Source organism: Alcaligenes sp. CHO6 (assembly GCF_037120595.1).
GTDB lineage: Bacteria > Pseudomonadota > Gammaproteobacteria > Burkholderiales > Burkholderiaceae_B > Alcaligenes > Alcaligenes ammonioxydans.
In genome coordinates, this window is the sequence record NZ_JBANCI010000001.1 from 113,689 (window position 1) to 136,702 (window position 23,014).

19 protein-coding genes and 3 tRNA genes are annotated in these 23,014 nt (G+C 57.1%); 10 read left to right on the forward strand and 12 right to left on the reverse strand.

Going from position 1 to position 23,014, the window contains the following annotated elements; all coding sequences use genetic code 11:
- Positions 1 to 188: 188 nt before the first annotated feature.
- The 5 genes from V6936_RS00520 to V6936_RS00540 are packed head-to-tail and all read left to right on the forward strand — an operon-like array spanning position 189 to position 4,632.
- Positions 189 to 1,085: a branched-chain amino acid ABC transporter permease gene (locus V6936_RS00520; RefSeq protein WP_039943692.1), complete on the forward strand. Its 897-nt coding sequence runs from the start codon at positions 189 to 191 to the stop codon at positions 1,083 to 1,085.
- On the forward strand, positions 1,082 to 2,068 hold the full coding sequence (locus V6936_RS00525) for a branched-chain amino acid ABC transporter permease (protein ID WP_003803280.1): 987 nt from the start codon (positions 1,082 to 1,084) through the stop codon (positions 2,066 to 2,068). The genes V6936_RS00520 and V6936_RS00525 overlap by 4 nt, the downstream gene beginning before the upstream one ends.
- Positions 2,065 to 2,814, forward strand: a complete 750-nt coding sequence (locus V6936_RS00530; protein WP_336579240.1) for an ABC transporter ATP-binding protein — start codon at positions 2,065 to 2,067, stop codon at positions 2,812 to 2,814. The genes V6936_RS00525 and V6936_RS00530 overlap by 4 nt, the downstream gene beginning before the upstream one ends.
- Positions 2,804 to 3,466, forward strand: coding sequence for an ABC transporter ATP-binding protein (locus tag V6936_RS00535; RefSeq protein WP_003803284.1), 663 nt, complete (start codon positions 2,804 to 2,806; stop codon positions 3,464 to 3,466). Before V6936_RS00530 ends, V6936_RS00535 begins: the two co-directional genes overlap by 11 nt.
- An 11-nt stretch (positions 3,467 to 3,477) precedes the next feature.
- A complete protein-coding gene (locus V6936_RS00540; RefSeq protein ID WP_336579241.1) occupies positions 3,478 to 4,632 on the forward strand; it encodes an iron-containing alcohol dehydrogenase in 1,155 nt (384 codons plus the stop codon).
- Between the two features lie 335 nt (positions 4,633 to 4,967).
- Here the strand turns inward: V6936_RS00540 and V6936_RS00545 are convergent, their stop codons facing one another.
- A complete protein-coding gene (locus V6936_RS00545) occupies positions 4,968 to 5,873 on the reverse strand; it encodes an alpha/beta hydrolase (protein ID WP_336579242.1) in 906 nt (301 codons plus the stop codon).
- A gap of 262 nt (positions 5,874 to 6,135) precedes the next feature.
- Here V6936_RS00545 and V6936_RS00550 point away from each other — a divergent pair, with 262 nt between their 5' ends.
- The gene (locus V6936_RS00550; RefSeq protein ID WP_336579243.1) at positions 6,136 to 7,086 is read left to right on the forward strand and encodes a helix-turn-helix transcriptional regulator; all 951 of its coding nucleotides are present in this window, start codon (positions 6,136 to 6,138) and stop codon (positions 7,084 to 7,086) included.
- A 161-nt stretch (positions 7,087 to 7,247) separates the two neighbouring features.
- Positions 7,248 to 9,446: a TonB-dependent alcaligin siderophore receptor FauA gene (gene fauA / locus V6936_RS00555; RefSeq protein WP_336579244.1), complete on the forward strand. Its 2,199-nt coding sequence runs from the start codon at positions 7,248 to 7,250 to the stop codon at positions 9,444 to 9,446.
- Between the two features lie 51 nt (positions 9,447 to 9,497).
- Here fauA and V6936_RS00560 read toward each other — a convergent pair whose 3' ends face one another.
- From V6936_RS00560 to V6936_RS00575, 4 genes are all read right to left on the reverse strand, one after another.
- Positions 9,498 to 11,714: a putative bifunctional diguanylate cyclase/phosphodiesterase gene (locus V6936_RS00560; RefSeq protein WP_336579245.1), complete on the reverse strand. Its 2,217-nt coding sequence runs from the start codon at positions 11,712 to 11,714 to the stop codon at positions 9,498 to 9,500.
- 278 nt (positions 11,715 to 11,992) lie between these two features.
- A tRNA-Gly gene (locus tag V6936_RS00565) sits at positions 11,993 to 12,068 on the reverse strand.
- A gap of 36 nt (positions 12,069 to 12,104) precedes the next feature.
- Positions 12,105 to 12,178 (reverse strand) — tRNA-Cys (locus V6936_RS00570).
- A 42-nt stretch (positions 12,179 to 12,220) separates the two neighbouring features.
- Positions 12,221 to 12,296: transfer RNA gene (locus tag V6936_RS00575), tRNA-Gly, on the reverse strand.
- A gap of 314 nt (positions 12,297 to 12,610) precedes the next feature.
- On the opposite strand from V6936_RS00575, the gene murB reads away from it, so the two are divergent.
- Positions 12,611 to 13,621 carry a UDP-N-acetylmuramate dehydrogenase gene (gene murB, locus V6936_RS00580; protein ID WP_336579246.1) on the forward strand — a complete coding sequence of 337 codons (1,011 nt, stop codon included), beginning with the start codon at positions 12,611 to 12,613 and terminating at the stop codon, positions 13,619 to 13,621.
- Between the two features lie 192 nt (positions 13,622 to 13,813).
- Here murB and V6936_RS00585 read toward each other — a convergent pair whose 3' ends face one another.
- The 3 genes from V6936_RS00585 to V6936_RS00595 form a co-directional block, all read right to left on the reverse strand.
- Positions 13,814 to 15,175 (reverse strand): MFS transporter, encoded by a 1,362-nt coding sequence (locus V6936_RS00585; protein ID WP_003803299.1) that lies wholly within the window; start codon positions 15,173 to 15,175, stop codon positions 13,814 to 13,816.
- Between the two features lie 155 nt (positions 15,176 to 15,330).
- Positions 15,331 to 16,578 carry an iron-containing alcohol dehydrogenase gene (locus tag V6936_RS00590; protein ID WP_059318038.1) on the reverse strand — a complete coding sequence of 416 codons (1,248 nt, stop codon included), beginning with the start codon at positions 16,576 to 16,578 and terminating at the stop codon, positions 15,331 to 15,333.
- Positions 16,575 to 17,291: an alpha/beta fold hydrolase gene (locus V6936_RS00595; RefSeq protein ID WP_059318037.1), complete on the reverse strand. Its 717-nt coding sequence runs from the start codon at positions 17,289 to 17,291 to the stop codon at positions 16,575 to 16,577. Before V6936_RS00595 ends, V6936_RS00590 begins: the two co-directional genes overlap by 4 nt.
- Positions 17,292 to 17,429: 138 nt before the next feature.
- Between V6936_RS00595 and V6936_RS00600 the strand changes: the two genes are divergently transcribed.
- Positions 17,430 to 18,152 (forward strand): GntR family transcriptional regulator, encoded by a 723-nt coding sequence (locus V6936_RS00600; RefSeq protein ID WP_003803305.1) that lies wholly within the window; start codon positions 17,430 to 17,432, stop codon positions 18,150 to 18,152.
- A 14-nt stretch (positions 18,153 to 18,166) separates the two neighbouring features.
- Here V6936_RS00600 and V6936_RS00605 read toward each other — a convergent pair whose 3' ends face one another.
- The 3 genes from V6936_RS00605 to V6936_RS00615 form a co-directional block, all read right to left on the reverse strand.
- A complete protein-coding gene (locus V6936_RS00605) occupies positions 18,167 to 18,985 on the reverse strand; it encodes a sterol desaturase family protein (RefSeq protein WP_003803307.1) in 819 nt (272 codons plus the stop codon).
- 307 nt (positions 18,986 to 19,292) lie between these two features.
- Complete coding sequence (gene dapB / locus V6936_RS00610; protein WP_003803308.1) at positions 19,293 to 20,084, reverse strand: 4-hydroxy-tetrahydrodipicolinate reductase; 792 nt, start codon at positions 20,082 to 20,084, stop codon at positions 19,293 to 19,295.
- A 25-nt stretch (positions 20,085 to 20,109) separates the two neighbouring features.
- Complete coding sequence (locus V6936_RS00615) at positions 20,110 to 20,577, reverse strand: outer membrane protein assembly factor BamE (protein WP_230406187.1); 468 nt, start codon at positions 20,575 to 20,577, stop codon at positions 20,110 to 20,112.
- A 146-nt stretch (positions 20,578 to 20,723) separates the two neighbouring features.
- On the opposite strand from V6936_RS00615, the gene fur reads away from it, so the two are divergent.
- Positions 20,724 to 21,179 carry a ferric iron uptake transcriptional regulator gene (fur, locus tag V6936_RS00620; RefSeq protein WP_003803312.1) on the forward strand — a complete coding sequence of 152 codons (456 nt, stop codon included), beginning with the start codon at positions 20,724 to 20,726 and terminating at the stop codon, positions 21,177 to 21,179.
- 184 nt (positions 21,180 to 21,363) lie between these two features.
- Here fur and recN read toward each other — a convergent pair whose 3' ends face one another.
- Complete coding sequence (gene recN, locus V6936_RS00625) at positions 21,364 to 23,013, reverse strand: DNA repair protein RecN (RefSeq protein ID WP_003803314.1); 1,650 nt, start codon at positions 23,011 to 23,013, stop codon at positions 21,364 to 21,366.
- Between the last annotated feature and the right edge of the window lies 1 nt (position 23,014).

Below are 23,014 nucleotides of genomic sequence, written 5' to 3' on the forward strand. Positions count from 1 at the left end.
TGTCCGGTCTTTACCACGGGGACGCTCCCAGGGTAAAGGCCCCCTCGGGGGGAAGCAAGCCGAAGGCGTAGCCAGGGCGCATGTTTACCGCCGGGCTGTTCCCCAGGTAAAAGCTCCCCCGTTTGGGGGAGGCACACCCACGCTGCGGCGTGGTGGCATTTTTTATTCCATTTCCACAGAAACCGACTATGTCTCTTCTTTCTGCTGCCTTAATAGATGGCATCATGTACGCCGCCTGGCTGTTTCTGGTCGCGGTCGGACTCACGCTGATCTATGGTGTGATGAAGATCCTGAACATGGCCCACGGCAGCCTCTATACCATTGGCGCTTACACCGCTGTCACCATGGTGACGCAGTGGCTCTCTACCGATCACAGCCCGTACGGCAGCTATCTGATGCTGATCCTGGCCGCGGTCATTGCCGGTCTGGTGCTGGGTCTTGTCATTGAATACGGCCTGCTGCGCTTTTTCTACCAGGAAGAGCCGGTTGTCTCTTTGCTGATTACCTATGCGGTATTCCTGATCCTGGAAGATACCGTCAAACTGGTCTGGGGTGTCGATCCTTACGTGATCGCCGAGCCTTACGGTTTGCTGGGTAACGTCGAATTCGGTGATCTGTTCTACCCCACCTACAGCTTTGTGATTGTCGTGGCGGCCATTCTGGCTGGCTTGTGCCTGACCTTGTTCCTGAAGTATTCGCGTCAGGGCCGCATCTTGCTGGCCGTGATTCATGACCGTGAAGTCAGTCAGGCCATGGGCATCAATGTGCAACGCTACTTCCTGCTGACCTTTATTGCCGGTGCCACACTGGCTGCGCTGGGTGGCGCGCTGACGGCCCCCACAATTTCTGTGGCGCCCGGCATGGGGGTGGAGGTCATTGTGATGGCTTTCGCCGTGGTCGTGATTGGCGGTCTGGGCTCCTTGCCCGGCGCTGCGCTTGGCGCAGTGATTGTTGGCCTGGTGCGCTCTTTTGCTGTTCACTACTGGCCCGAAATCGAACTTTTCTCCATCTACGCGGTAATGGCCTTGGTGCTGGCCGTCCGTCCTAAAGGACTGTTTGCTGCTGCCGAGGCCCGAAAGATATGAACAAGACCAACATTACGCTTAAGCAGGGCATGATTGCCCTGACCATTACGGTGGCTGCCCTTATTGTGGGCTTTGGCCTGCCATCCTGGCAGTTTCTGATTACAGTGGCGCTGGCCAAGGGGTTGGTTGCCCTGGGCGTGGTGCTGTTGCTGCGCTCGGGCCTGGCCTCTTTCGGTCAGGGTCTGTACTACTGCATTGGCGCCTATGGCGTCGGCATGGCCATGAACTATCTGGACTGGCGCGAAACCGTCATCCTGCTGCCTTTTGCCGCCGCTTGTGCCGCGTTGCTTGCCTGGGTGCTGGGTTTTCTGCTGGCTCGCTACCGCGATATTTTCTTTGCCATGCTCAGTCTGGCGCTGTCCATGATTATGTACGGCCTGCTGGTGCGTAACCCCAGCCTGGGCGGCAGTGACGGTTTTAATGTTCATGCTCCCTCTTTTCTGTGGGGAACGTTCGCCGATACGTTGTCGCGTCCGGGTGTGTTTGTCCTGACCGTGGTGCTGGTCGGTGTGGTGCTGTGGGCCATGCAAGGCTTCTTGCGCAGCCGCGCCGGTCGTCTCGGCCCAGCGATCAAGGACAATGAAATCCGCGTTGAATACCTGGGGGCTTCGGCCTACCGCAATATTCACCTGAGCTACGTGCTGGCTGCCGCGCTGGCCGGTCTGGGCGGTGCCCTGTCCTCGCTGAGCATCGGTCACGTAGACCCTGAACTGGCGTTCTGGACCACCTCGGGCGAGTTCATCTTCATTGCTGTGCTGGGCGGTACTCGTAATGCTTACGCGCCTTTCCTGGGTGCCTTGAGCCTGGAACTGATCCGCACACTGGCCTACCAATATGCCCCTAACACCTGGCAGATTGTCATGGGTGTCAGCATGTTGGCCCTGATTGTGTTTTTGCCCGGTGGCCTGATCAGTATTTTGAACCGTCGCAATGCGGCTGCTACCTCCAACGATTCTTCTTCACCGACAGGGGCCCGCTCATGAGTCAGTCACCCTTGATTTCCGCTAAAGGTTTGTGCAAGCAGTTTGGCGCTGTCCACGCTGCACGCGATATGACCGTTGATATCCATGCGCAAACCATTACGGGCCTGATTGGCACCAATGGCGCAGGTAAAACCACCTTCGTGAACATGTTGACCGGCTACATGAAGCCGGACTCGGGCAATATCTTTTTTGCCGGTCGCGAGATTACGGGTTTGCTACCACGGGAAGTGACCCGCATGGGTATCGCCCGTTCTTTCCAGATTCCGCAGCTGTTTACCTCGCTGAACGCCCTGGAAAACGTGGAAATTGCCCTGGGCGTGGCCAAACAGTCCTTGTCCCAAGCCAGTGCAATTCTGGAGCGTTTCGGCCTGAGCGCTTTCGCCCAGTCCCAGGCAGGCACCTTGCCCGAAGGGATTCGCAAGTTGCTGGACATTGCGCTGGCCATGGTGGCCCAGCCTAAAGTGCTCTTGCTGGACGAGCCCACCAGTGGCGTTGCCAGTGACGAGAAATTTGAAGTGATGGACCGCGTCATGAAAGTGGTCCGTGATGCGGGCGTGACGGTTCTGTTTGTGGAGCACGATATGGAAATCGTGCGTCGCTACAGTGATCGCGTGCTGGCTTTCTACGACGGCACCATTTTGGCCAACGGCACTCCAGACGAAGTGCTGGCCCATGAGCAGGTTCGTGAATACATCATCGGCGAGCCGGTGGGACGCAATAAACAGGAGGCCGATCATGCTGCTTGATGTCAAAAATCTGGATGTACGTATTGGCCCGACCAGCATCTTGCGCCAGGTAAACCTGCAAGTGCGCCAAGGCCAGATCGTGGGTCTGGCCGGCCGTAATGGGGCAGGTAAAACCACGCTGATGCGTACGGTAATGGGCTTGCTGGCCGTGGAAAACGGCTCGATTCAGTTCGATGGGCAGGAGCTGGCCAAGATGCCCGCTTACCGTCGCACCAGCCTGGGCATGGGTTTTGCCCCGGAGGATCGCAAATTGATCCCTGAGCTGAGCGTGGAAGAGAACATCCGCCTGCCCGCCTGGGCACTGAAATCTCAGGATATCGAAGCGCGTCTGGACCGTGTCTGGCGCATCATCCCGGAATTGAAGGTATTTGGCCCGCGCCGTGCCTTGCAGTTGTCCGGAGGGCAACAAAAGCTGGTTGCCATTGGGCGCGCCTTGATGACTGCCGACAAGCTGCTGTTGCTGGACGAGCCTTTTGAAGGCGTCGCGCCTGCGCTGTCCAAGCGTATTGCGGAAGTGGTGGGCGAGCTGAGCAAAGAAGGCTTCAGTGCTTTGTTGTCGGGTGCCGACTTGCAGCACGCCGGCAATGTGATTGATTACACCTACCGGATGGACCGCGGCCGTATCGAAGTACCGCAGCCCGCCATACCATAAGGAGAAAGCCCATGTCGGCATTCGAGTTCAGAACCACCCCCGCTATTTACGTTGAAAGCGGAGCCGCTGCCCGGCTCGGCCAGATCCTGCGCAAGCGCTACTCGCAAGAGCGTGTTTGTCTGGTGACTGACCGATTCCTGCACGAAAGCGGTCTGCTGGACCCTGCACTGGCTGATCTGAAAGCCAACGGCTGGACCGTGCAAGTGATTGATGATGTGATTGCCGATCCGCCCGAGCATATTATCCTGCAGGCGACCGAGCGCGCCCGTCAGGCCAAGACGGAAATCGTGGTTGGTTTGGGGGGCGGCTCGTCGATGGACGTGGCCAAGCTGCTGGCTGTGTTGCTGGCGTCGGACCAGCCCCTGCAAGAGATGTATGGCATTGATAAGGTGCGCGGCTCACGCCTGCCCTTGGTGCAGATTCCGACCACAGCGGGAACAGGGTCGGAAGTGACGCCTATTTCCATCGTGACCACCGGCGAGACCACCAAATCCGGTGTGGTCGCTCCCGAGCTGTACGCCGACCTGGCCATTCTGGACTCGGAACTGACATTAGGTCTGCCTCCCCGTATTACGGCGGCGACCGGTATCGACGCCATGGTCCACGCCATCGAGGCCTACACCAGCCGTATCCTGAAAAACCCGCTCTCGGACAACCTGGCCAAACAAGCCCTGCGTCTGATTGGCGGCAAGCTGGTACACGTTTGTCGCAACGGCCAGGATGCCGCTGCACGTCAGGACATTCTGCTGGGCGCCACGCTGGCTGGTCAGGCTTTTGCGAACGCCCCCGTGGGTGCCGTACACGCATTGGCTTACCCGATCGGCGGTATTTTCCACGTGCCACATGGCTTGTCGAACTCGCTGGTTCTGCCGCACGTTCTGCGCTTTAACGCTCCGGCTGCAGCCCCGTTGTATGCCGAGCTGGCTGAAGTGCTGATTCCCGGCATCCAGGGTGATGAGGCCTCCAAGACCGAAGCCTTCATCAACTTCATGGAACAGATCGCCATTGATACCGGCATCGAGCGCCAACTGCGCGACGTGGGTATCAAGGAAAGCGACTTGCGTCGTATGGCCCAGGAAGCCATGAAACAAACCCGTCTGCTGGGCAACAACCCCCGCGACGTGACCGAAGACGACGCTTTCGCTATTTACAGCGCCGCGTTCTGATAGACCGCTTACAGCGGAAACCGTTTTGCCTGAGTCTGGTGCTGTGCCGGCTCAGGTTTTTTTTGTTCTAGGAAAAGCAAGCCTCAACGAGTAGGGCAGGAAGGGGTAGCCAAGCGGGTACTTGCTGTTCTTGCGAGTCTGCAGACTAAGGTAGGGTGTTGCTCACGTCGTCTGCTTTGCCTTTCTTTTTTTCTTTGGCCTCGGTGTCAGCCCGCTGTGCTGCTGCGTCAGCTGCGCGACGAGGACTAGGGCTGTTTTCTACTCAAGGCGGCGTCGTCCAGTGCCGTTGGGAATAGGGGCTGACCGGCTCAGGAGGAGGCTTTGGGTGGGCATTATTATTGTGCGGCCATTCTCAGCGCTGGTTTCAAGGAGGCGGCCAGCATTTGCCCATGATTCAGTTCGCTAAAGTTTTCGTAACTGACATTCAGCCCCGCATCCCGCAGATACGTGGCCAGATCCTGGGTAGACCAGTGTGCTGCGGCATTGCTCATGGAGGTATTTCTGCGCTGCCCGCCAACCAGGATGGCGATGTGCTTGTCCTTCGCCAGCGACGTATCAAAGGCCAGGGCAGTCTTGACCAGAATGCCATCGTGCCACCATAAGGAGGGATCCCCCGCGACGTAGCGATGGTATCGATCGGGACGGTTGAACAGGGTGTACAAGGTGAACAAGCCGCCGTACGAGTGGCCCCATAGCGTCTGGCGCGAGCGGTCAATCAGTTCGCGGTTTTCGACCATCGGCTTGATCTGCGTTTCGATATAGTCCAGAAAAACATCTGCGCCGCCACCCAAACGGCCCCGGACTTCCACCGTTTTGTTCGGGCCGTTGTCTGTGACGGGAGGCGTGTAGTCAAAAGAACGGGCAAGCACATCGTAGCGGGCATCGGTGTCATAGCCAATGGCAACCAGAACCGGGGCAGATAGGGCACTGATGGCTTTCAAGTCGTCCACCTCGATACTGGCCATGGCGGCATTGCCATCCAGCATGTAAATCACGGGATGACCGCGTGCAGGAGCAGGGCGGTTTGGCGTACCGATCTGGATTTTGTAGCGCCGCTGGCCGTCCTGCGAGTTCATGAACAGCGTCTCAAAGCGGTACAGGCTTTGTTGCTGGTCCACGATGGTAGGACCTACTGGCTCGTCCCAGGGGCGGGTGCTTTGCTGGGCGTGAGTATGAGCGGCAAGGGTGAGGGTCAAGCAGAGCGTGACGGCATTGAGCAGAAAGCGGGGCAGGAAAGTCATTATCAAGGTGTGAAACGGAAAAATTAATTGCTAATGATTATTATTACAACTCAGGAATTCAGAAAGAGTAAACCCATTTTGTTTTCCCGTCCCTTTTGATAAGCCCAACGCGGTTGACGGGCACGAGGGAGACATGAAGCCACTATATAATTGAGAATGTGTGTTATTCTCAATTATGCTGTTTCCCCTTGCCGTCGTGGCCTGCTCTGGTAAAGAGAAGGAGCTGCGGGTCTGGCTTGAGCATTTCCCCCTCTCGATTGCTATGATCAGATTTACGGTATCGGACTTTAACCGGCTCGGTAGTCCGATGGGTTTCCGCTATTGCTTGCCGGAGTACACCGGCCCGAAGCAGGACATGGAGCAGCTGTGCATTGCTCAGGGCAAGGTGCAGGACTATGAGCTTCGGCCAGGCATGAAGATGGTGCTGTCGGACATCATCACTCATCATCAATACGCAGCGACCTCACTGGCCGCCCCGCAGTTTTCAGCAATTGTCATTGTGCGGGGGCGGGCACACGCGCAGCTTGCCAAGCAGAGTTCGCTTAGCATGACGGCCCAACGGGGAGCCACAATTGCCCATGCTGATGCCTTGACCGTGACAGGAATTCACCCTGCCGGGCAGCGCCTGCGGGGCCTTAATATCACCATGAGCACCCCAGACAGTCTGGCTGATTCGCCGCTGGGCGAAGCCCTGGCTGGCGTCATGGCTTCAACGCAAATATGGTTGCAACCCTGGGCCGTACCCCCTCACTTGCTGACCGCTATCGATCAATTGATCGACAGCCCCTTGCAAGGAGCATTGCATCACCTGTTGCTGGAGGGGATCAGCCTGCAAGTGTTGGCCCACGCGCTGGATGGACTGGCTCGAAGCACAGAAAAAAATTCCCCTGTCTCGATCCGTGATCGGCAATTGCTCGAACGCGTTAAAGAATGTCTCTATCAGGCCCCCGGCGAGGATCACACTCTGGCTGAGCTGGCGCGGCTGGCCTGCATGAGCCCCAGCACCTTGCGCTTGAAGTTTCAGGCTGTCTATGGATGCTCGGTTTTTAGCTGGCTGCGTGAACGCAGGTTGGAACTGGCGCGTGAATATCTGATGCAAGGGGGGAGCGTGCAGCAGGCGGCGCACTCTGTCGGATACCGCCATGCCACCAACTTTGCGACGGCATTTCGCGAGCGCTACGGCATATCGCCTAGCGAGTTGAGCCAAGCTTGATAGATGTGCTGGCCGATGCGATCCGGCGGCGGTGGCGAGCTGGGCGCCAGTACAGCCAGGAAGGGTGTTTGGCATAGCGTTTTTGCGTTTATGAATACATCACTACCAAATATGTAGATGATAATTATTCGCATCTAAAACCTATGCCGAGATTGACCTTCATGTCTGCTGTTTTTTCCAGCTCTGCCTGCTTGCGTGTCCGTCTACTGACGTCCCTTTCCCGGTCAGCCCTGTGGTTGGCGACGGCCGCCAGCCCCGTCTGGGCGCAAGGCAGTGCGCCTGAACCCTCGCCGGTGGAGTTATCCGTAATTACCATTCAAGGCAGTCGGGACCCGGGTGTGACAGAAACCAGCGGGTCCTACACCGCCAAGGCCATGAGCACGGCCACTGGTTTGTCACTGTCCATTCGGGAAACGCCACAGTCGGTCAGCGTGGTCAGCCGTCAGATGATGGATGACAGGGGTATGCAAACGACGGCAGATGCGCTGCAAAGCGCGCCGGGTGCTTCGGTGACGCGCAGCGACACCAACCGCTATTCGTTCTCGTCCCGTGGCTTTGCCATAGATAACTACCAATTCGACGGCTGGACCCAGCCTGTTCTGTCTCCGTGGGCGTTCGGAGAGAGTAATCTGGATTTGGTGGTATTTGACCGGGTGGAGGTGGTGCGCGGTGCCACCGGTTTGATGACAGGCGCGGGTAACCCTTCTGCAGCGGTCAACTATGTGCGCAAACGGCCTTTACGGGACTTGGCGTTCTCGGCCGGGGTGCAGACCGGTAGTTGGGATTTCGCACGAGGCTACGCAGACGTTTCTGCACCGATTAGCCAGGATGGTCGTGTGCGCGGGCGTCTCGTGGGCGCTTATGGCAAGGGTAATAGCTACACGGATTGGCAGGATACGCAGACGCGTACGCTGTATGGCGTGATGACGGCTGATCTGATCCCGGGGATGGAGCTGAGCGGCGGGGTGGCCTATCAGTCCAGCGCCAATAATGGCTTTGGCAGCGGTTTCCCGCTGTTTTATAGCGACGGCTCGCGTACGGACTTCAAGCGCTCGGTTTCTAACAACAGTGATTGGTCACGTATCGAGAACGACACACTCACTGGCTTTGTGGATGTCAGCCACCAGTTTGCCAATCACTTGAAACTGCGCCTGAGCTATAACCAGTCGCATACGGATGCGTCCATGAAACAGATTTTCCGCGGGGGCTATCCGGACCGGGACACGGGTCTCGGGATGTCCAACTCCTATTCGTTTTATAAGGGGGAAGTGCGTCGCCAGGCTTTCAATGCTGCTTTGTCGGGGCCTGTGGAGCTGTTTGGCAAAGAGCACGAGTTTTCGGTGGGGTGGACGACATCTCGGGATCGAGTCTCCTTTCCCCAGTATCGTGCCATGGCGCCGTTGCCGGATGCGGGCAGCTTTTATCAGCCCGGGCTTGTGTCCGAGCCGGTCTGGTCCGCCAATCCTTCCCAGGCGGATGATACGGATAACCGACAATCGGGAGCTTATGCCGTGGCCCGTCTGAGCCTGCGGGATAGTCTGCGCTTGATGGTGGGCGGGCGGTTGAGCAATTGGGAAACGGACCAGACCTACTTTGGTGCTAAACGTCAGTATCGTCATCGGAATGAATTGATTCCTTATGCTGGCCTGACTTATGACTTTGATGACAGCTATACGGCCTACGCCAGCTATACAGCGATTTTCAAACCGCAAAATGCACGCGATGAGCAAGGTGAGATTCTTGCGCCGATCACGGGTACAAATTACGAACTCGGGCTGAAAGCGGCCTGGCTGGACGGACGGTTAAATGCTGCGGTGTCTGTCTTTCAGACGCGACAGGACAACCTGGCTCAGGCTACTGGCAAGCAGGTGATGGGCGCGCCGCCCAACACCCCTGCTTATCGCCCGGTCTCGGGTGCCAAGGTGGAGGGGATTGAACTGGAACTGGGCGGTGAAGTGATGCCCGGTTGGAACGTGGCCAGCAGCCTGACTACGTTTACCGCCAAGGATGCACAGGGCAAGCCTATTAACACAAACAAGCCGCGTACCTTGTTCAAGCTCTTTACCACGTACCGCATGCAGGGAGATTGGCAAGGACTGACAGTGGGCGGTGGCATCGATTGGCAAAACCGCATGTACCAGGATGCGACCGCGCCGGGGCGCAACGTGGTCAAGGTAGAGCAGGGCAGCTATGCCATCGTCAACGTGATGGCCCGCTATGACTTTAACAAGCGTATGTCTGCCACCTTGAACGTGAACAACCTGTTTGACAAGAAGTACTACTCGCAGATCGGTTTTTATAATCAGGGCTGGTATGGCGCGCCTCAGAACGTAATGCTGTCCCTGAAGGCGCAATATTGAGACTGGGCCAAGGGCGGGCTCGCCCTTCTGTGAAGCCCGCTTGTGCCGATGCTAGGGACCGATAATGGGTTTTCTATCGAGTGGGCAAGGTTTTAGTGGGCCTTTGTGCTGGATGAATTGTGTTGTGAATGTGTCGGCACAAACCGGCTTGCCATACAAATAACCTTGTACTTCGGGGCATTCATTACTTCTCAGGAACTGAAGTTGCTCCTCGGTTTCCACGCCTTCTGCAATGACATCCAGACCAAAGTTTTTAGCCAAGTAGATAATCGCCTTGACCAGGGCGGCGTTTCCGGTATCTTCGTGGACATTGCGGATAAAAGAGCGGTCAATTTTCAGTCGGCTGACTGGGTAGGTTTTGAGCAGGCTCAATGATGCATAGCCCGTCCCGTAGTCGTCGAAGGCCAGGCCAATGCCGAGGTCACGTAAACTGTGGAGCAGGTTCTTGGTCACCATGTCGTTGCGGAACAAGGATGTTTCCACAATCTCCAGTTCCAGACAGTGCGCTGGCAGGCCTGTTTCAGCCAGGATGGTGCTGATCGTGGAGCGCAGACGATTGGTTCGTAGCTGTGCCTCGAACAGGTTCACGCCAATCCGAAAAGTGGGGATGGTCGCGTGCCAGTGCGCGGCCTGACGGCATGCCGTGCGTATTATCCACGCCCCTATGGCAGGGGCAGACTGCTTTTCGTTGAGCACATCAATAAAAGAGACCGGGGATAACGAGCCTCGTGTTGGATGATTCCATCGGAGCAGCGCCTCCGCGCCGGTCAGCAATCCGCTGCGGGTAGAGACCTGGGGTTGGTAGAAAAGCTCAAACTCCCCGTGTTCAAAAGCCAGGCGTAGCTCCCGCTCGAACGATCTGCGTGCGACCGCCACTTCACGCAAGAGTGAAGAGAACATCACGTAGTGTCGTTTCCCGGAGGATTTGGCTTTGTACAGCGCCAGATCGGCAGCGTTCAGAACCTCCTCGGCGCTGGTGCCGTGCATCAGCGTCAGCGCCACTCCCATGCTGGCACTGGTTTCAATAACCTGGCCAGCAAAGTTGCAGGGTGTCGCCAAGGTATTGAGCAGCGTTTGAGCCGCGATGCGGGCGGCCTGCTCCTGATTGCCGGGTAGCAAGGCCACAAACTCGTCGCCGCCCAGTCGAGCAAGCATGATCGCGTCAGGAAAGGCGGACTTCATTTGCTGTGCAATATGTTTGAGCACGGCATCGCCGGCGGAATGTCCGAAGGTGTCGTTAATCTCCTTGAAGTCATCCAGATCGATCAGCAAGATGGTGGCGGGCGCTTCTTCGGCAAGTGTCTGGGCAAGGCGTGCCTGCCACATTCCCCGGTTGGCAAGCCCTGTCAGGGCATCGAGCGAAGCCAGCTGGAACAGTCTTTCTTCATGGTGCCGCCGCGCCGTGGTGTCTCGAACAATGGCGCCGATATGGCGTGAGCCGGCCTCAGTCCAGGTCGATAGGGAGAACTCTGCCGGGAATTCGGTGCCATCCTTGCGCAAAGCGGACAGTTCGATCCTGCGGTCAGGCAGTTTCATCTGTTCGCCCTGCTGGAGTCGGACAAGTTCGTGCTCGTAAACCTTGCGCCAGTTGTCAGGCACAATGATCGAGCCGGGTTGCCCCAGAATTTCTTCCGCTACATAGCCAAAGATCTTTTCGGCAGAATGATTCCATAAGGTAATGCGGCCATGCTCATCCGAGCCGATGATGGCATCGGGAGAGGCGGTCGCGATATTTTCAAATCGGGCTTTGCTGACTGATGGAGTCTGTTCCAGACGACGGGCTTGCATACGTTCCATGATCAGGCTGGCCAGATCGGACAGATTGGCTCGCTCGTCATCGCTAAAGGCTTGTCGTGGCTTGGTATCAATCAGGCACACGGTGCCTAATCGTTCTCCTGTTGGGGCCAGCAGCGGCTTTCCGGCATAAAAGCGAACGAAGGGCGGGCCCGTAACTAAAGGGTTCGAAGCAAAGCGTGGATCTTGCAGGGCATCGGGGATCAGTAGAATGTCATTGGACAGGATGGCATGTGCGCACAAGGAATCAGCGCGACTGATCTCGTTCAGGTCCGTACCCACGCGCGCCTTGAAAAACTGTCGATCTTTATCGATCAGTGTGATCAGAACGATGGGAACCTTGAATAGCCTGGCCGCCAGGTTGGCGAGTCGGTCAAACTCCTCGGTGGGAGGGGCATCGAGTAGTTTGTACTCCGCCAGGGCGCGTAGGCGACGATCTTCTTCGACAGATACCGGGTAGGAGGGGGCGCTCATGGTTGTCCAGTGCTCCATAGGGTCGGCTGTAAAAACCATCAGTAATGGGGCCCATCTCGATAAAGTGACGCTGGCGGACGATGATGATTTCCGTTTGTTCCACGTCATGACAGCTTAGCGGTATTTATACCTCGGGGCGGGGCACGTTGCCTTATTGAGACGCTAGCGGTGATGCGCCTCAGACAGGGACGAGCCGGGTTTGGTACGGATGTTCTTGGGAGGAGAGGGAAATGGCAGGACGAAAAAAAGCCCAAACCGAAGTTTGGGCTTTTTGAATTTGGAGCGGGAGACGAGTCTCGAACTCGCGACCTCAACCTTGGCAAGGTTGCGCTCTACCAACTGAGCTACTCCCGCATTTTTACTGCATTACCGACTTGTGACCAGCATTACTGGAGGCGCAAGCCGGAATCGAACCGACCTAGACGGATTTGCAATCCGCTGCATAACCACTCTGCCATTGCGCCGTGGTCGATTAAAAAGGGAAGCCTAGGCTTCCCTTAGGAATCTGGAGCGGGAGACGAGTCTCGAACTCGCGACCTCAACCTTGGCAAGGTTGCGCTCTACCAACTGAGCTACTCCCGCATTTTGCTGTGCAGATTGAATCTGTTTTCAGCGTTTTACTTATTAGCTGGTGCTGATTAAGTAAAGAAAGCTAGTTTAAAGTGGCTGTTTTTGTTTGTCAAGTTTTTTTGATAATTTGCACACGCTTTCATCAAAACTGCTGAACAAACTTTACTGCCTGCAAACTGCTTTTTGCTGCCAAACGGACGCTGCGTCAAGCAAGAACGTAACTGTAGTCTGCAAGACGTATCCCTGTCAAGAGATTCTGTAATTTTTTCCGGAAAATTGTCTGTCCGAGCTATGCTTATTGCTTTCTTGGATCGTGGGACTGGGTCGTGGACAGGCAGCATAATGTTGATTTGAGCGCTTTTAACACCTTGGGTCTGGATAGCTGTGCACGTGATCTGGTGGTGTACGAACAGCTTGGCCAGCTACCGGGGTTGCAGGCTGCGGTGGAGCAGGGCGAACGTGTTTTCGTCCTCGGCGGGGGCAGCAATGTCGTGCTGGCCGAGCAACTCGATGCCTTGGTGATCAAAGTGCAAAGCAAAGGAATTCGCTTGCTGGCCCAGCATGACGATGGCTTTATAGTGGAAGCGCAGGCAGGCGAATGCTGGCATGACTTTGTGCAGTACTGTTTGCAACAGGGTTGGCCCGGTTTGGAAAATCTGGCGCTGATCCCCGGCACAGTGGGCGCCGCTCCGGTTCAGAATATCGGTGCTTATGGTCTGGAGTTGGAGCAACGAGTTCACAGTGTGCTGGCCTGGAGTTTTAAAGAGGGCCGATTGCTGGAACTGTCAGCACCAGAATGTGGTTTCGCTTATAGAGACAGCCGTTTCAAACGCGATCCTGCCGGTAGTTGGTTGATTGTGGCGGTACGTTTCATGCTGCCTCGTCCCTGGATGCCCGTGCTGGAGTATCCCGACCTGAACAAACAAGCCCACCTGGCAGGTAAGCCGGACCCGGAAACGATTTTTCAGGCCGTCTGCGATATTCGTCGTCAAAAGCTGCCAGACCCCAAGGTTCTGGCTAATGCAGGTAGCTTTTTCAAGAATCCGGTGGTGCAGACCGCGCAGCGCGATGCGCTAAAACAGCAATGGCCTGATCTGGTGTCTTACGACGTGGGACAGGGGCGGTGCAAGCTGGCAGCGGGCTGGTTGATTGAGCAGTGCGGCTGGAAAGGGCGGACGGATGGCGCTGTGGGGGTGCACGACAGGCAGGCTTTGGTGCTGGTCAATCATGGTGGTGGAACCGCTGCGGATATTGGGCGGCTGGCAACAGCGATCCGAGCCTCGGTGCGGGAGCGCTTCGGCGTCGAGCTGGAGCAAGAACCCGTTGTGGTGGCTTAGGCCTGGCGGCTCTCTAGGGTTTGGCGAATCGTGGCTCGTAGCTACGTTGCGTCGGGCAAGCCCGGTCAACTCAGGGATGAGGCAGACCGATAAAGGGAAACCCCGTGTCGGCGCGTTGCACTGACACGGGGTTTTTGCTGGTGACGTTGCTGCTTGTTCAAAAGGCCTGGCAGCCCGTCCGGCTCTTGTTCGTCAGGCTGATACTTCTTCCAGAGAACGACCTTTGGTTTCCACCCCGAGGGCGACGACCACTAAGGCGGCAATCGAAAAAGAGATGGCGCCCAGCGTAAATACGCCGGTATGCCCGGTCCACGGCAAGATAATGCCAACCAGCAGAGGGCCGAGCAGGGAACCGAGGCGACCAATAGACGATGCAAACCCGGCTCCGGTACTGCGTGTCCGCGTGGGATAGAGCTCAGGTGTATAGGCATACAAGACCGACCACATGCCAAACATGAAGAACTGCATGCATAGCCCGGCACCGATCAATTGTGCGACCGGCGCCTGACTGGTGGCGACGTGCCCATAAATAAAGGCGCAGCCTGCGCTACCGAATAACATGAGTACCATGGTGGCCTTGCGCCCCCATTTTTCGAGCAACCAGGCCGAGAAAATGAAGCCCGGAATGCCTGCCAGGGAAATATAGATGGTATAGGTCACGGACTTGGTGACCGCGTATCCTGCCTGTTGCAACAGCGCACCCAGCCAGGTGGTCAAGCCGTAGTAACCGAGCAGGGAGAAAAACCACAGCATCCACAGCATCAAGGTGCGGCGTGCATATTGGCCTTGCCAGAGTTGGGCAAACAAGGCGCCGCGCTTGAGTTTTTCACAAGGGCTGGGAGGCAGGGGCAAGGGCAGTGCCTGACCACCATTGGCCTGAATGACTTTATGCTCAAAAGCGCTGGTCACCTGCTCGGCGCGTTCGTTATGTCCTGCTTCTTCCAGCCAGCGGGGTGACTCCGGTACCCAGCGGCGAATTACGAATACAAACAGGGCAGGGATGGACAAGGCAATGAAGATTCCACGCCAGCCTATATAGTCCAGGCTGAGATAGGTCAGAATCCCGGCACTGATAAAGCCCAGCGGCCAGAAACCTTCCAGAATTGCAATATAGCGACCACGGCTTTTGGCGGGCACAATTTCCGAGACCATCGCCAGGCCGATAGGGAATTCCATCCCCATGCCAAACCCGAGCAGTACCCGAAAGGCCATCAGTTGCTCGACGTTTTGGGCCAGCCCACAGGCCAGACTCCCCACTCCCCAAAAAATCATGCTCCATTGAAAGACGGGCTTGCGGCCGTACTTGTCTGCCAGCATGCCTGCAATGGCCGCACCTAAAAACATGCCTAAAAAGCTGGAGCTGGCCAGCAGACCTGCCTGCGCCGTGCTCAGTCCCATTTCTGCCTTGATGGAACCCAATACAAAAGTCATGATGCCCAGGTCCATGGAGTCAAAGAACCAGGCGGTCGCAATAATACCGAACAGCATGCGTTGATAGCGAGTCATGGGCAATCGCTCCAGACGATTGGCCACATTGGGGGATACGGCTGTCATAGGTGTCTCCTGTAGGTCCGCTCTTGTGGCGGGTTTTATGACTAGGTGACCTGTCGTCAGGCCAGGACAGGTCTTTGTTCTTTTGCTGATATATTACATGGATACTAGTGGTATCTGGCCCAGGGTTAAATACTGGTATGTACTTAGCTGGCTAATTAATTAAGGATGAAATGAGTGGCCAATGAGCCCTCAAAAGCGTGTCGGATAATGCGCTGATAGGCGCTGGTACGATCAGCCACCGGGAAGGCTTTGGCAAGACGGGTGACTTGCAGCGCATCGTGCAGCAGGCCTTCCAGTTGGTGTTCCTGCACGCCGCATTGGCGTAGATCGGTGGGGATGCCCAATTGTTCGATTAATGAACGCACATAGGCGGGCAGCGCCAGCACGGCGTCTTCTGTCGGGTCGGTTGGCATGCCCAGAAGCTGGGCGACTTCCCGCAACTCTGGGGCACGGGTCTCACGCAGTTCGTCCAGAACATAGGGCAGCAAGACGGCATTGGTGGTGCCATGAGACTGATGCGTCAAGCCGGCCAGAGCGTAGGCGATGCCATGCACGGCATTTAAGCCCGCCGTGCCATAGGACAGGGCTGCATAGTAGCTGGCGCTGGCCATGCCGTCCCTGGCTTCGGTGTCGGTGCCGTCGCGATAGGCTCGCAGCATGTAGTGTCCGCACAGCCGTATCGCTTCGCGTGCAAACATCATCGTCAGGCCGGAGCGGCCGCTATAGCCCGGGTCAGGGCTGCCGCCGCGGTCAAACAGGCTGGCGTCTTGTGTGACAAATGATTCAATTGCATGGGTTAGGGCGTCAATACCGGCATCGGCGGTGACGCGGGGCGGGCAGCTATCGCTCAGTTCAGGGTCGATGACGGCAATGGCGGGGCGTAGGGCGTTGCCCATCACGGCGATCTTGGTGGCGTTGTCGGGATCGACCAGAATCGCCCCTGGTGTGGCTTCCGAGCCTGTGCCGGAGGTGGTGGGCAAGGCGATCAGAGGCAGGGGGCGGGTGTGGGCAGGCCAGGTACCGCTGTACGCTCGTATGGTTTGGCCAGTTGGCACGGTCAGGCACAGCGCTTTGGCCAGATCGATATTGCTGCCGCCTCCCATAGCCAATACATAGTCGATGGGCTGCTCGGCCAGATGAGCCCGCACGTGCTGCGTGGCCTGATCGCACAAAGTGGTGGAAGGATCGGGCTGGCCACCATCAAACACCACAATCTCAATGCCCTGTTCCTTACAGGCGTCAATATGGTCCTGAACCCAGCGGGTCTGGGTGGTGAAAAAACGGTCAGTAATCACTAAGCCGCGGCGCCAGCCCAAATGGGCGATCAAGGCAGGAAGCTCATGGCGGCAGCCGCGCCCCATCAAGGTACGGGGGGGCGGGCAAAAGAAAACGTGCGTGTTCATGTGGTAGTCCTTGCAGTGCAAAAAGAGTCGATCAAAGAAGCGATCCGGTCGGGATGCGAGCTTAAAAGGCTGTGGCCCGCACCAGGCAAACTGTGCAAGCTGGCTTGCGGCAGTGCCTGCGCTAACAGGCGGGCATGTTCAATGGGGCAGTCCTGGTCTTGATCGCCATGAATAATCAATGAGGGGATGGAAATGCGAGGCAACTGTGCGTACTGGTCGTGATGTCGGTTGGCCAGCCAGGTCCAGGCCACATCTTGATGGCCGGCCGCCTGGCTCAGGCCCAGGCGTTGCTCGCGTTCTGCAATTTCCTGCAGCAAGGCGGGGGTGTGCTCAGACTTGAACCAGCGGGTTTGATTCAGGCTGGGGGTACCCGATATCAGCACCAGGGCCTGAGGGAGCACAGCCTGTTCTTCCAGTAGCGTCAGGCAGGTTTGCAGCACAATCGATACGCCCAGGCTCCAGCCAGCCAGAACATAGGGTGTCGTGGCCGGCAAGGCGGCAATAGGGATGCGCAGATCGTGGACAAATTGGCTCAGCTCATAATCCTGCTGGCAGGTACCGTAGTGGGCGTCCCCCCGGCCTCGTAAATCCGGAGTCTGCCAATGCGGTGAAAGTGAACTGGCCTGGACGACTGGCAGCCAGCTGCGTTGAGTGCCTTGAATGCCATGAACAGCAAGGATGGCCGGGGCAGTTGAAGGGCAGGCAATGCTCATGTGGCTTCCTGGAGTAAAGAAATACAACTAAGATATGAGATTGTTGTCTGGCTCTGCTCAGTGCGTGCACCGGGGGGGCAGCAGACCTCAGGTATCAGGTTTCAGCAGCGAACGCTGCGTTTTTAAGGCAGGGTTAGCATGGTCACAAGCAAGCGGAAGGTAGCGGGAAAGGAGCGGTCTCAGGACGAGACGCGGGAAATCAAGGCCTTGACAGAACCCAAGCCCAAGCTCACGGACATTGCTTACGAGCGCTTGGAAGAAGCCATCATTACCTTGAAGTTGCCGCCGGGCAGCATTGTGTCGGAGCTGACCTTGAGCCAGATGTTCGAGATTGGCCGCACCCCCATTCGGGAAGCCATTCAGCGCCTGGCACGTGAACACTTGATGTTGGTGTTGCCGCAACGCGGCCTGTTGATTCCCGAGCTGGATATGCCCAAGCAGTTGCGTCTGATCGAGACACGGCGGGAAATCGAACGCTTGATCTGCCGCAGTGCGGCAAAGCGGGCGACACGGGACCAACGCGAGCAGTTCAAGGGCTTGCATGACGCTTTCCTGGAAGCGGCTGCCCAGAATGATGAAGTCAGTTTCATCCGGGCAGATCGACGGTTAAATGAGCTGGAAATCGAGGCCGCACGCAACGAGTTCGCGGAAGGGGCCATGCGCCTGACTCACGGCCTTTCCCGCCGATTCTGGTTTTGCCACTATCAGCAAAACCCGGACTTGACGGAAATGGGCAGACTGCATGCCGATCTGGCCATGACTATCGCGGGCGGTGATGTGGACCAGGCCGGAAAAAGCCTGGACCGGTTGATGGATTACATTGAAGAGCTCGCTCGCACGACGCTGATCTCCAGCTTGTAAACAAGGTCGGGGTCTTAGTTAGCCAGACCGCGCTCCAGCGCGTGTGCCTCTTCCTGTTTCAGGGCGGGGCCATCGGTGGTGTCACCCGTGTCTTCAAAGCGGAAGCGGCGAATAATGGGCTTGAGCTCTTCCTTGACGTGTTTTTCGCTGTAGCCATTGAACAGGTGGCCCAGCAGACCACGGCGCAGATCGGTGGTGCCCATGGCCCAGTCGGCGATGGGGAAGGTCAGGTTCATGTTGTACTTCATCATGATGCCCTGGTTGTGATGAGCGGTATGGTGGCGGCGAATTGTGTTGATAAAGGGCATGTTGCGCACAAAGCTGTTTTCATGGACGTGACAGCAATAGTGAAAAGCCTCGTACACCAGGTATTGCGCCACCATGGTCATGAACACAAAGTAGCCCGCATTGGGGTTGATAAGGGTAGCGGCCAGCCAGCCCAGGATGCCACCCCCGATACCCAGGGTGAGCAGGACTCGCCAAGGGAAAAAGACGATCCGGAACTCCTTGCTCGAATCAATGGTTGCTTCGTTATCGGTGAAGTATTGGTGGTGCTGGCGGGTGTGACGCTCATAAATTTCCCGTAAACCAATAATGTTGATGCGCCGATGCATGACATAGCGGTGCATGGCCCATTCCACAAAATTGCCCGCCAGAAAGACGGGGATGATGATCAGCCATTCCCAGCCTACCGACTGCAACTGACTGATGCTGTAGTAAATCGCTGCCAGCCCCACGACATACGTTACGAGGACATGAACAATACCGTTATAGGCGGGGCTGATATTGGATTTGTATTCCTCGCGGAACTTGCGTTGGCGTTCGCTCATCATCTTGTCTGTCTCCTGCAGAAAAGTTTATTCTTTGAATATCCAACTGACATATTAGTGATATTTTTCTTTACGTCAAGCAGGGAAAATAGGGGGGGTGCACCAGCGCAGTGCGTTTGAAACGCGCACGCCCTTGTGGGCGCCTGCCTGGAAACGTGTTTAGGGTGGGAGAAAGAGACCGTAAGGGGGCGCAGATCAGTGAGAAAAGAAGCGTCTTTCAATACACTGTTTGCCGGGCAGACGCCGCTTGAGGGAAAAAAAAGCCGGCTCGAAAGCCGGCTTGTTATGAGCGCGTTTGCAAGTGAGGCACTTACAGGCCCAGCACGTCCTGCATGTTGTACAGACCGGTGCTTTTATCACCCAGGAAACGGGCCGCACGCAGGCTGCCATTGGCGTATCCGGCACGGCTGCTGGAGCGATGCGAGATCTCGATGCGTTCGCCTTCACCGCAAAAAAATACGGTGTGGTCGCCCACAATATCGCCACCGCGCACCACGGAAAAACCAATGCGGCCGTCCTGACGCACGCCGGTGTGGCCGTGACGGGCCCAGTCAGCTACGTCATTCAGGGATTCTCCCCAAGTCTTGGCGATGGCCTCGCCCATTGCCAGTGCGGTCCCCGAAGGGGCATCGACCTTGTTGCGGTGGTGGGCTTCAAATACCTCGGCGTCGTAGCCCTGGCGGAGCAAAGCAGCGGCCATTTCGATCAATTTCAGGGTGGCATTGACACCAACGCTCATGTTGGGCGCAAAGACAATGGCAATTTCGCGGCCAGCCGCCTGAATCTGCTGTTTCTCGGTTTCGGAAAAACCGGTGGTGCCAATGACCAGACGGGTGCCGTGTTGCAGGCAGGCGTCCAGATGGGCCAGGGTGCCTTCGGGACGGGTGAAGTCGATCAGGCAGTCGGCCTGGGCCAGAACGTTCAGGTCGTCCGTGACCATGATGCCCGTTTCTTTGCCCAGAAAAGCGCCAGCGTCCTGACCGATTGCTTGGGAGCCGCGGTGGTCCAAGGCAGCGGCCAGGGTCAGGTCGGTGCTGTTCAAGACAGCTTCAATCAGCATACGGCCCATACGGCCGTCTGCGCCAGCAATGGCAATGCGCATGAATCCTGTGTCCTTAACGTAAAGCTTAAAGCGTGGGCTGGGAGCCGCTCACGCTGGGGGTGGGGGCGGCACTATCGCTGTCTGCGGGAGGCGGCGTCTGTTTTTTGCCGGTGTCGCTGCGCTCGAAAGGCTGGCGATCCGGCTGCTCATCGCCCTGCCAGCGAACCAGCGTATCGCCTTCAAACCAGACCGTGAACTTGCGTTGTTCGCTCTTGCCATAGCCGGGCTTGTTCAGGTAGGGGTAGTCCCAGCGGTCGGCGTTGAAAATGTCCTGCAAAGTGGGAGAGCCCAGCAGGTAGCGAACCTGTTCGCGCGTCATCCCGGGTTGCAGGCGCGCCACCTGCTCGGCAGTGATCCAGTTCCCCTGCTGAATGTCGGCGCGGTATGGGAAGCCCCATTTGGAAGATCCGCAAGCGCTCAGGGCGGCGGCAGCCAGACTGGCTGCGAGTATGGCGCGGATGACAGGAGTGAATGAATTGGCCTTCTTCTGCACGAAATGCCCCAGTAGGAATAAAATCGTTATCATATAAGGGTTTAGGAAAAAGCGCATGAATTGCGCATTGAACCGCCTCAAGACGAGCTGGTTTTTAACCAGGGCGGACTTGAGATCCATCCCCATCAAGATGCGATAATTTAGCCATGAACGATCAAAATGAACTGAAGAACATGGGGCTTAAGGCGACTTTTCCGCGCCTGAAGATTCTGGATATTTTTCGCCGCTCCGATCAGGACGGACAACGACACCTGAGCGCGGAAGACGTCTACCGCCTGCTCATCGCCGAAGAAGTCGATATTGGTCTTGCCACGGTGTATCGTGTGCTTACCCAGTTCGAGCAAGCAGGCATTTTGGTGCGCAGCCAGTTTGACGGTGGCAAAGCCGTCTTTGAACTCAATGACGGCGATCATCACGATCACCTGATCTGCACCAATTGTGGTGTGGTTGAAGAGTTTACCGACAGCAATATCGAGGCTCGCCAGCACCAGGTCGCCAAGGACCACGGTTTTGTGCTGGAAAGCCATACGATGCTGTTGTATGGCATTTGCCCTAAATGTTCGGAAGCGGGCAAACAGGCCAAGCCTATCTTGCGCGGTTAATCCGTTTTGATAGTGCCCGCAGGCGTGTAATCTGATGATTGGGGGCAGGATAGCCAGGCAGGCATCCTGAAAATTCAAAGAATAATCAGATCGGGGCTGCAGGGCTGATCAGGACGGCACAAAAAAAACCACCAGTGGCTTTTGGCGCTGGTGGTTCAAATTGTCATTGAACGACAAGACGAATTCAACGCTGGCGTGCCAGCATTTCTCGTGCGTGTTCACGCGTGGTCTGGGTAATTTCCAGTCCTCCGAGCATACGGGCAATTTCATCTACCCGCTCCTGTTCAGACAAGGGGCGGATGGAGGAAAAAGTCTGGCCTTGCTCGCTTGTTTTTTCGACCTTTAAATGATGATTGCCGCAAGCAGCGACCTGGGGCAGGTGGGTCACACACAAGACCTGATGGCGTGCCCCCAGTTCTTGCAGCAATCGTCCTACCACTTCGGCCACGGCGCCGCCCACACCGGTATCTACTTCGTCAAAAATCAAGGTGGGCACACGAGCCGCCTGGCTGGCGATGACGGACAGTGCCAGGGATATCCGGGCCAGCTCACCGCCGGAGGCTACTTTGGCCAGCGGTCGAGGGGTGACCCCTTCATGGCCAGCCACCAGAAACTCCACCTGTTCAAGACCGTGAACCTGCGGGGCGCAGGCGGTCAGGGCAACCTCAAAACGGCCGCCTTGCATGGCCATGGACTGCATCGCCTGGCTGACCTGCTTGCTCAGCTGCACACTGGTTTTGCGCCGTGCCGCGCTCAGTTTTCCGCCCAGCTCCTGATAGTGCTGTTCAGCCTGCCGAGCCCTGGCTTGCAAGGCGTGCAAATCAAAAGATTGCTGTAGCTGAGCGAGCTGTTCTTGCCAGGTTTCCAGCAGACTGGGCAGGTCTTGCGGCTCGACTTTCAGTTTGCGAGCGGCACTGAAAATGGCCGATACCCGTTCCTCCGCCTGAGCCAGGCGTTCCGGGTCCAGCTCCATATCGCTTAAATAACTGTTCAAGTCTGATGCCGCCTCGGTCACGGCAATTTGCGCCGACTCCAGGGCATCGACAATGGCCTGCAGACCAGGGTCGTGGCGCAGCAGAGCGCTCATTTCATGACTGGCTTTGCCCAGCAATTGTTGTACCGAGGTCTCTTCGCCGTCCAGCGCGTTCAAGGCCAGGGCACTGCCATCAATCAGGGCTTGGGCATGGGACAGGCGAGTGTGTTCCTGCTGCAGCTGATCCCATTCCCCGGGGCGCAGATTCAGGCTGGAGAGCTCATTGATCTGCCATTCCAGGCGTTCCTGTTCGCGTTTGCCCTGTTCTGCGCTCTGGCTGGCCTGTTCGACGGCCTTGCGGGCCTGGCTCAGTTGTTGCCAGGCCTGGGCGACTTGTCGTGCCAGTGGCAAATGGCCACCCTGGCTGTCGAGCAGGTCGTACTGGCTTTGGGGATTCATCAGGCTTTGGTGCGCGTGCTGGCCATGAATATCGACCAGTAGTTCGCCCAGTTCACGCAACTGGGTCAAGGTGGCTGCGCCACCATTGATGTAACTGCGGTTGCGACCCTGCTGGTCGATCAGGCGGCGCAGTATCAGCTCATCAGAGACATCGAAGTCGCGCTCGCTTAGCCAGCCTTGAATATCGGGCGGGCAATCGAAATGCGCGCTGACCTCGGTACGGGTGCAGCCCTCGCGTATGGCTTTGGCGTCACCGCGAGCTCCCAGTACCAGTGAGAGGGCGTCAATCAGGATGGATTTGCCAGCGCCGGTCTCCCCGGAAAAAACCGTGAAGCCGGAGTCGAAATCAATCGTGGCTTGATCCACGATTACAAAGTCTCGAACGTGCAAGGTACGGAGCATA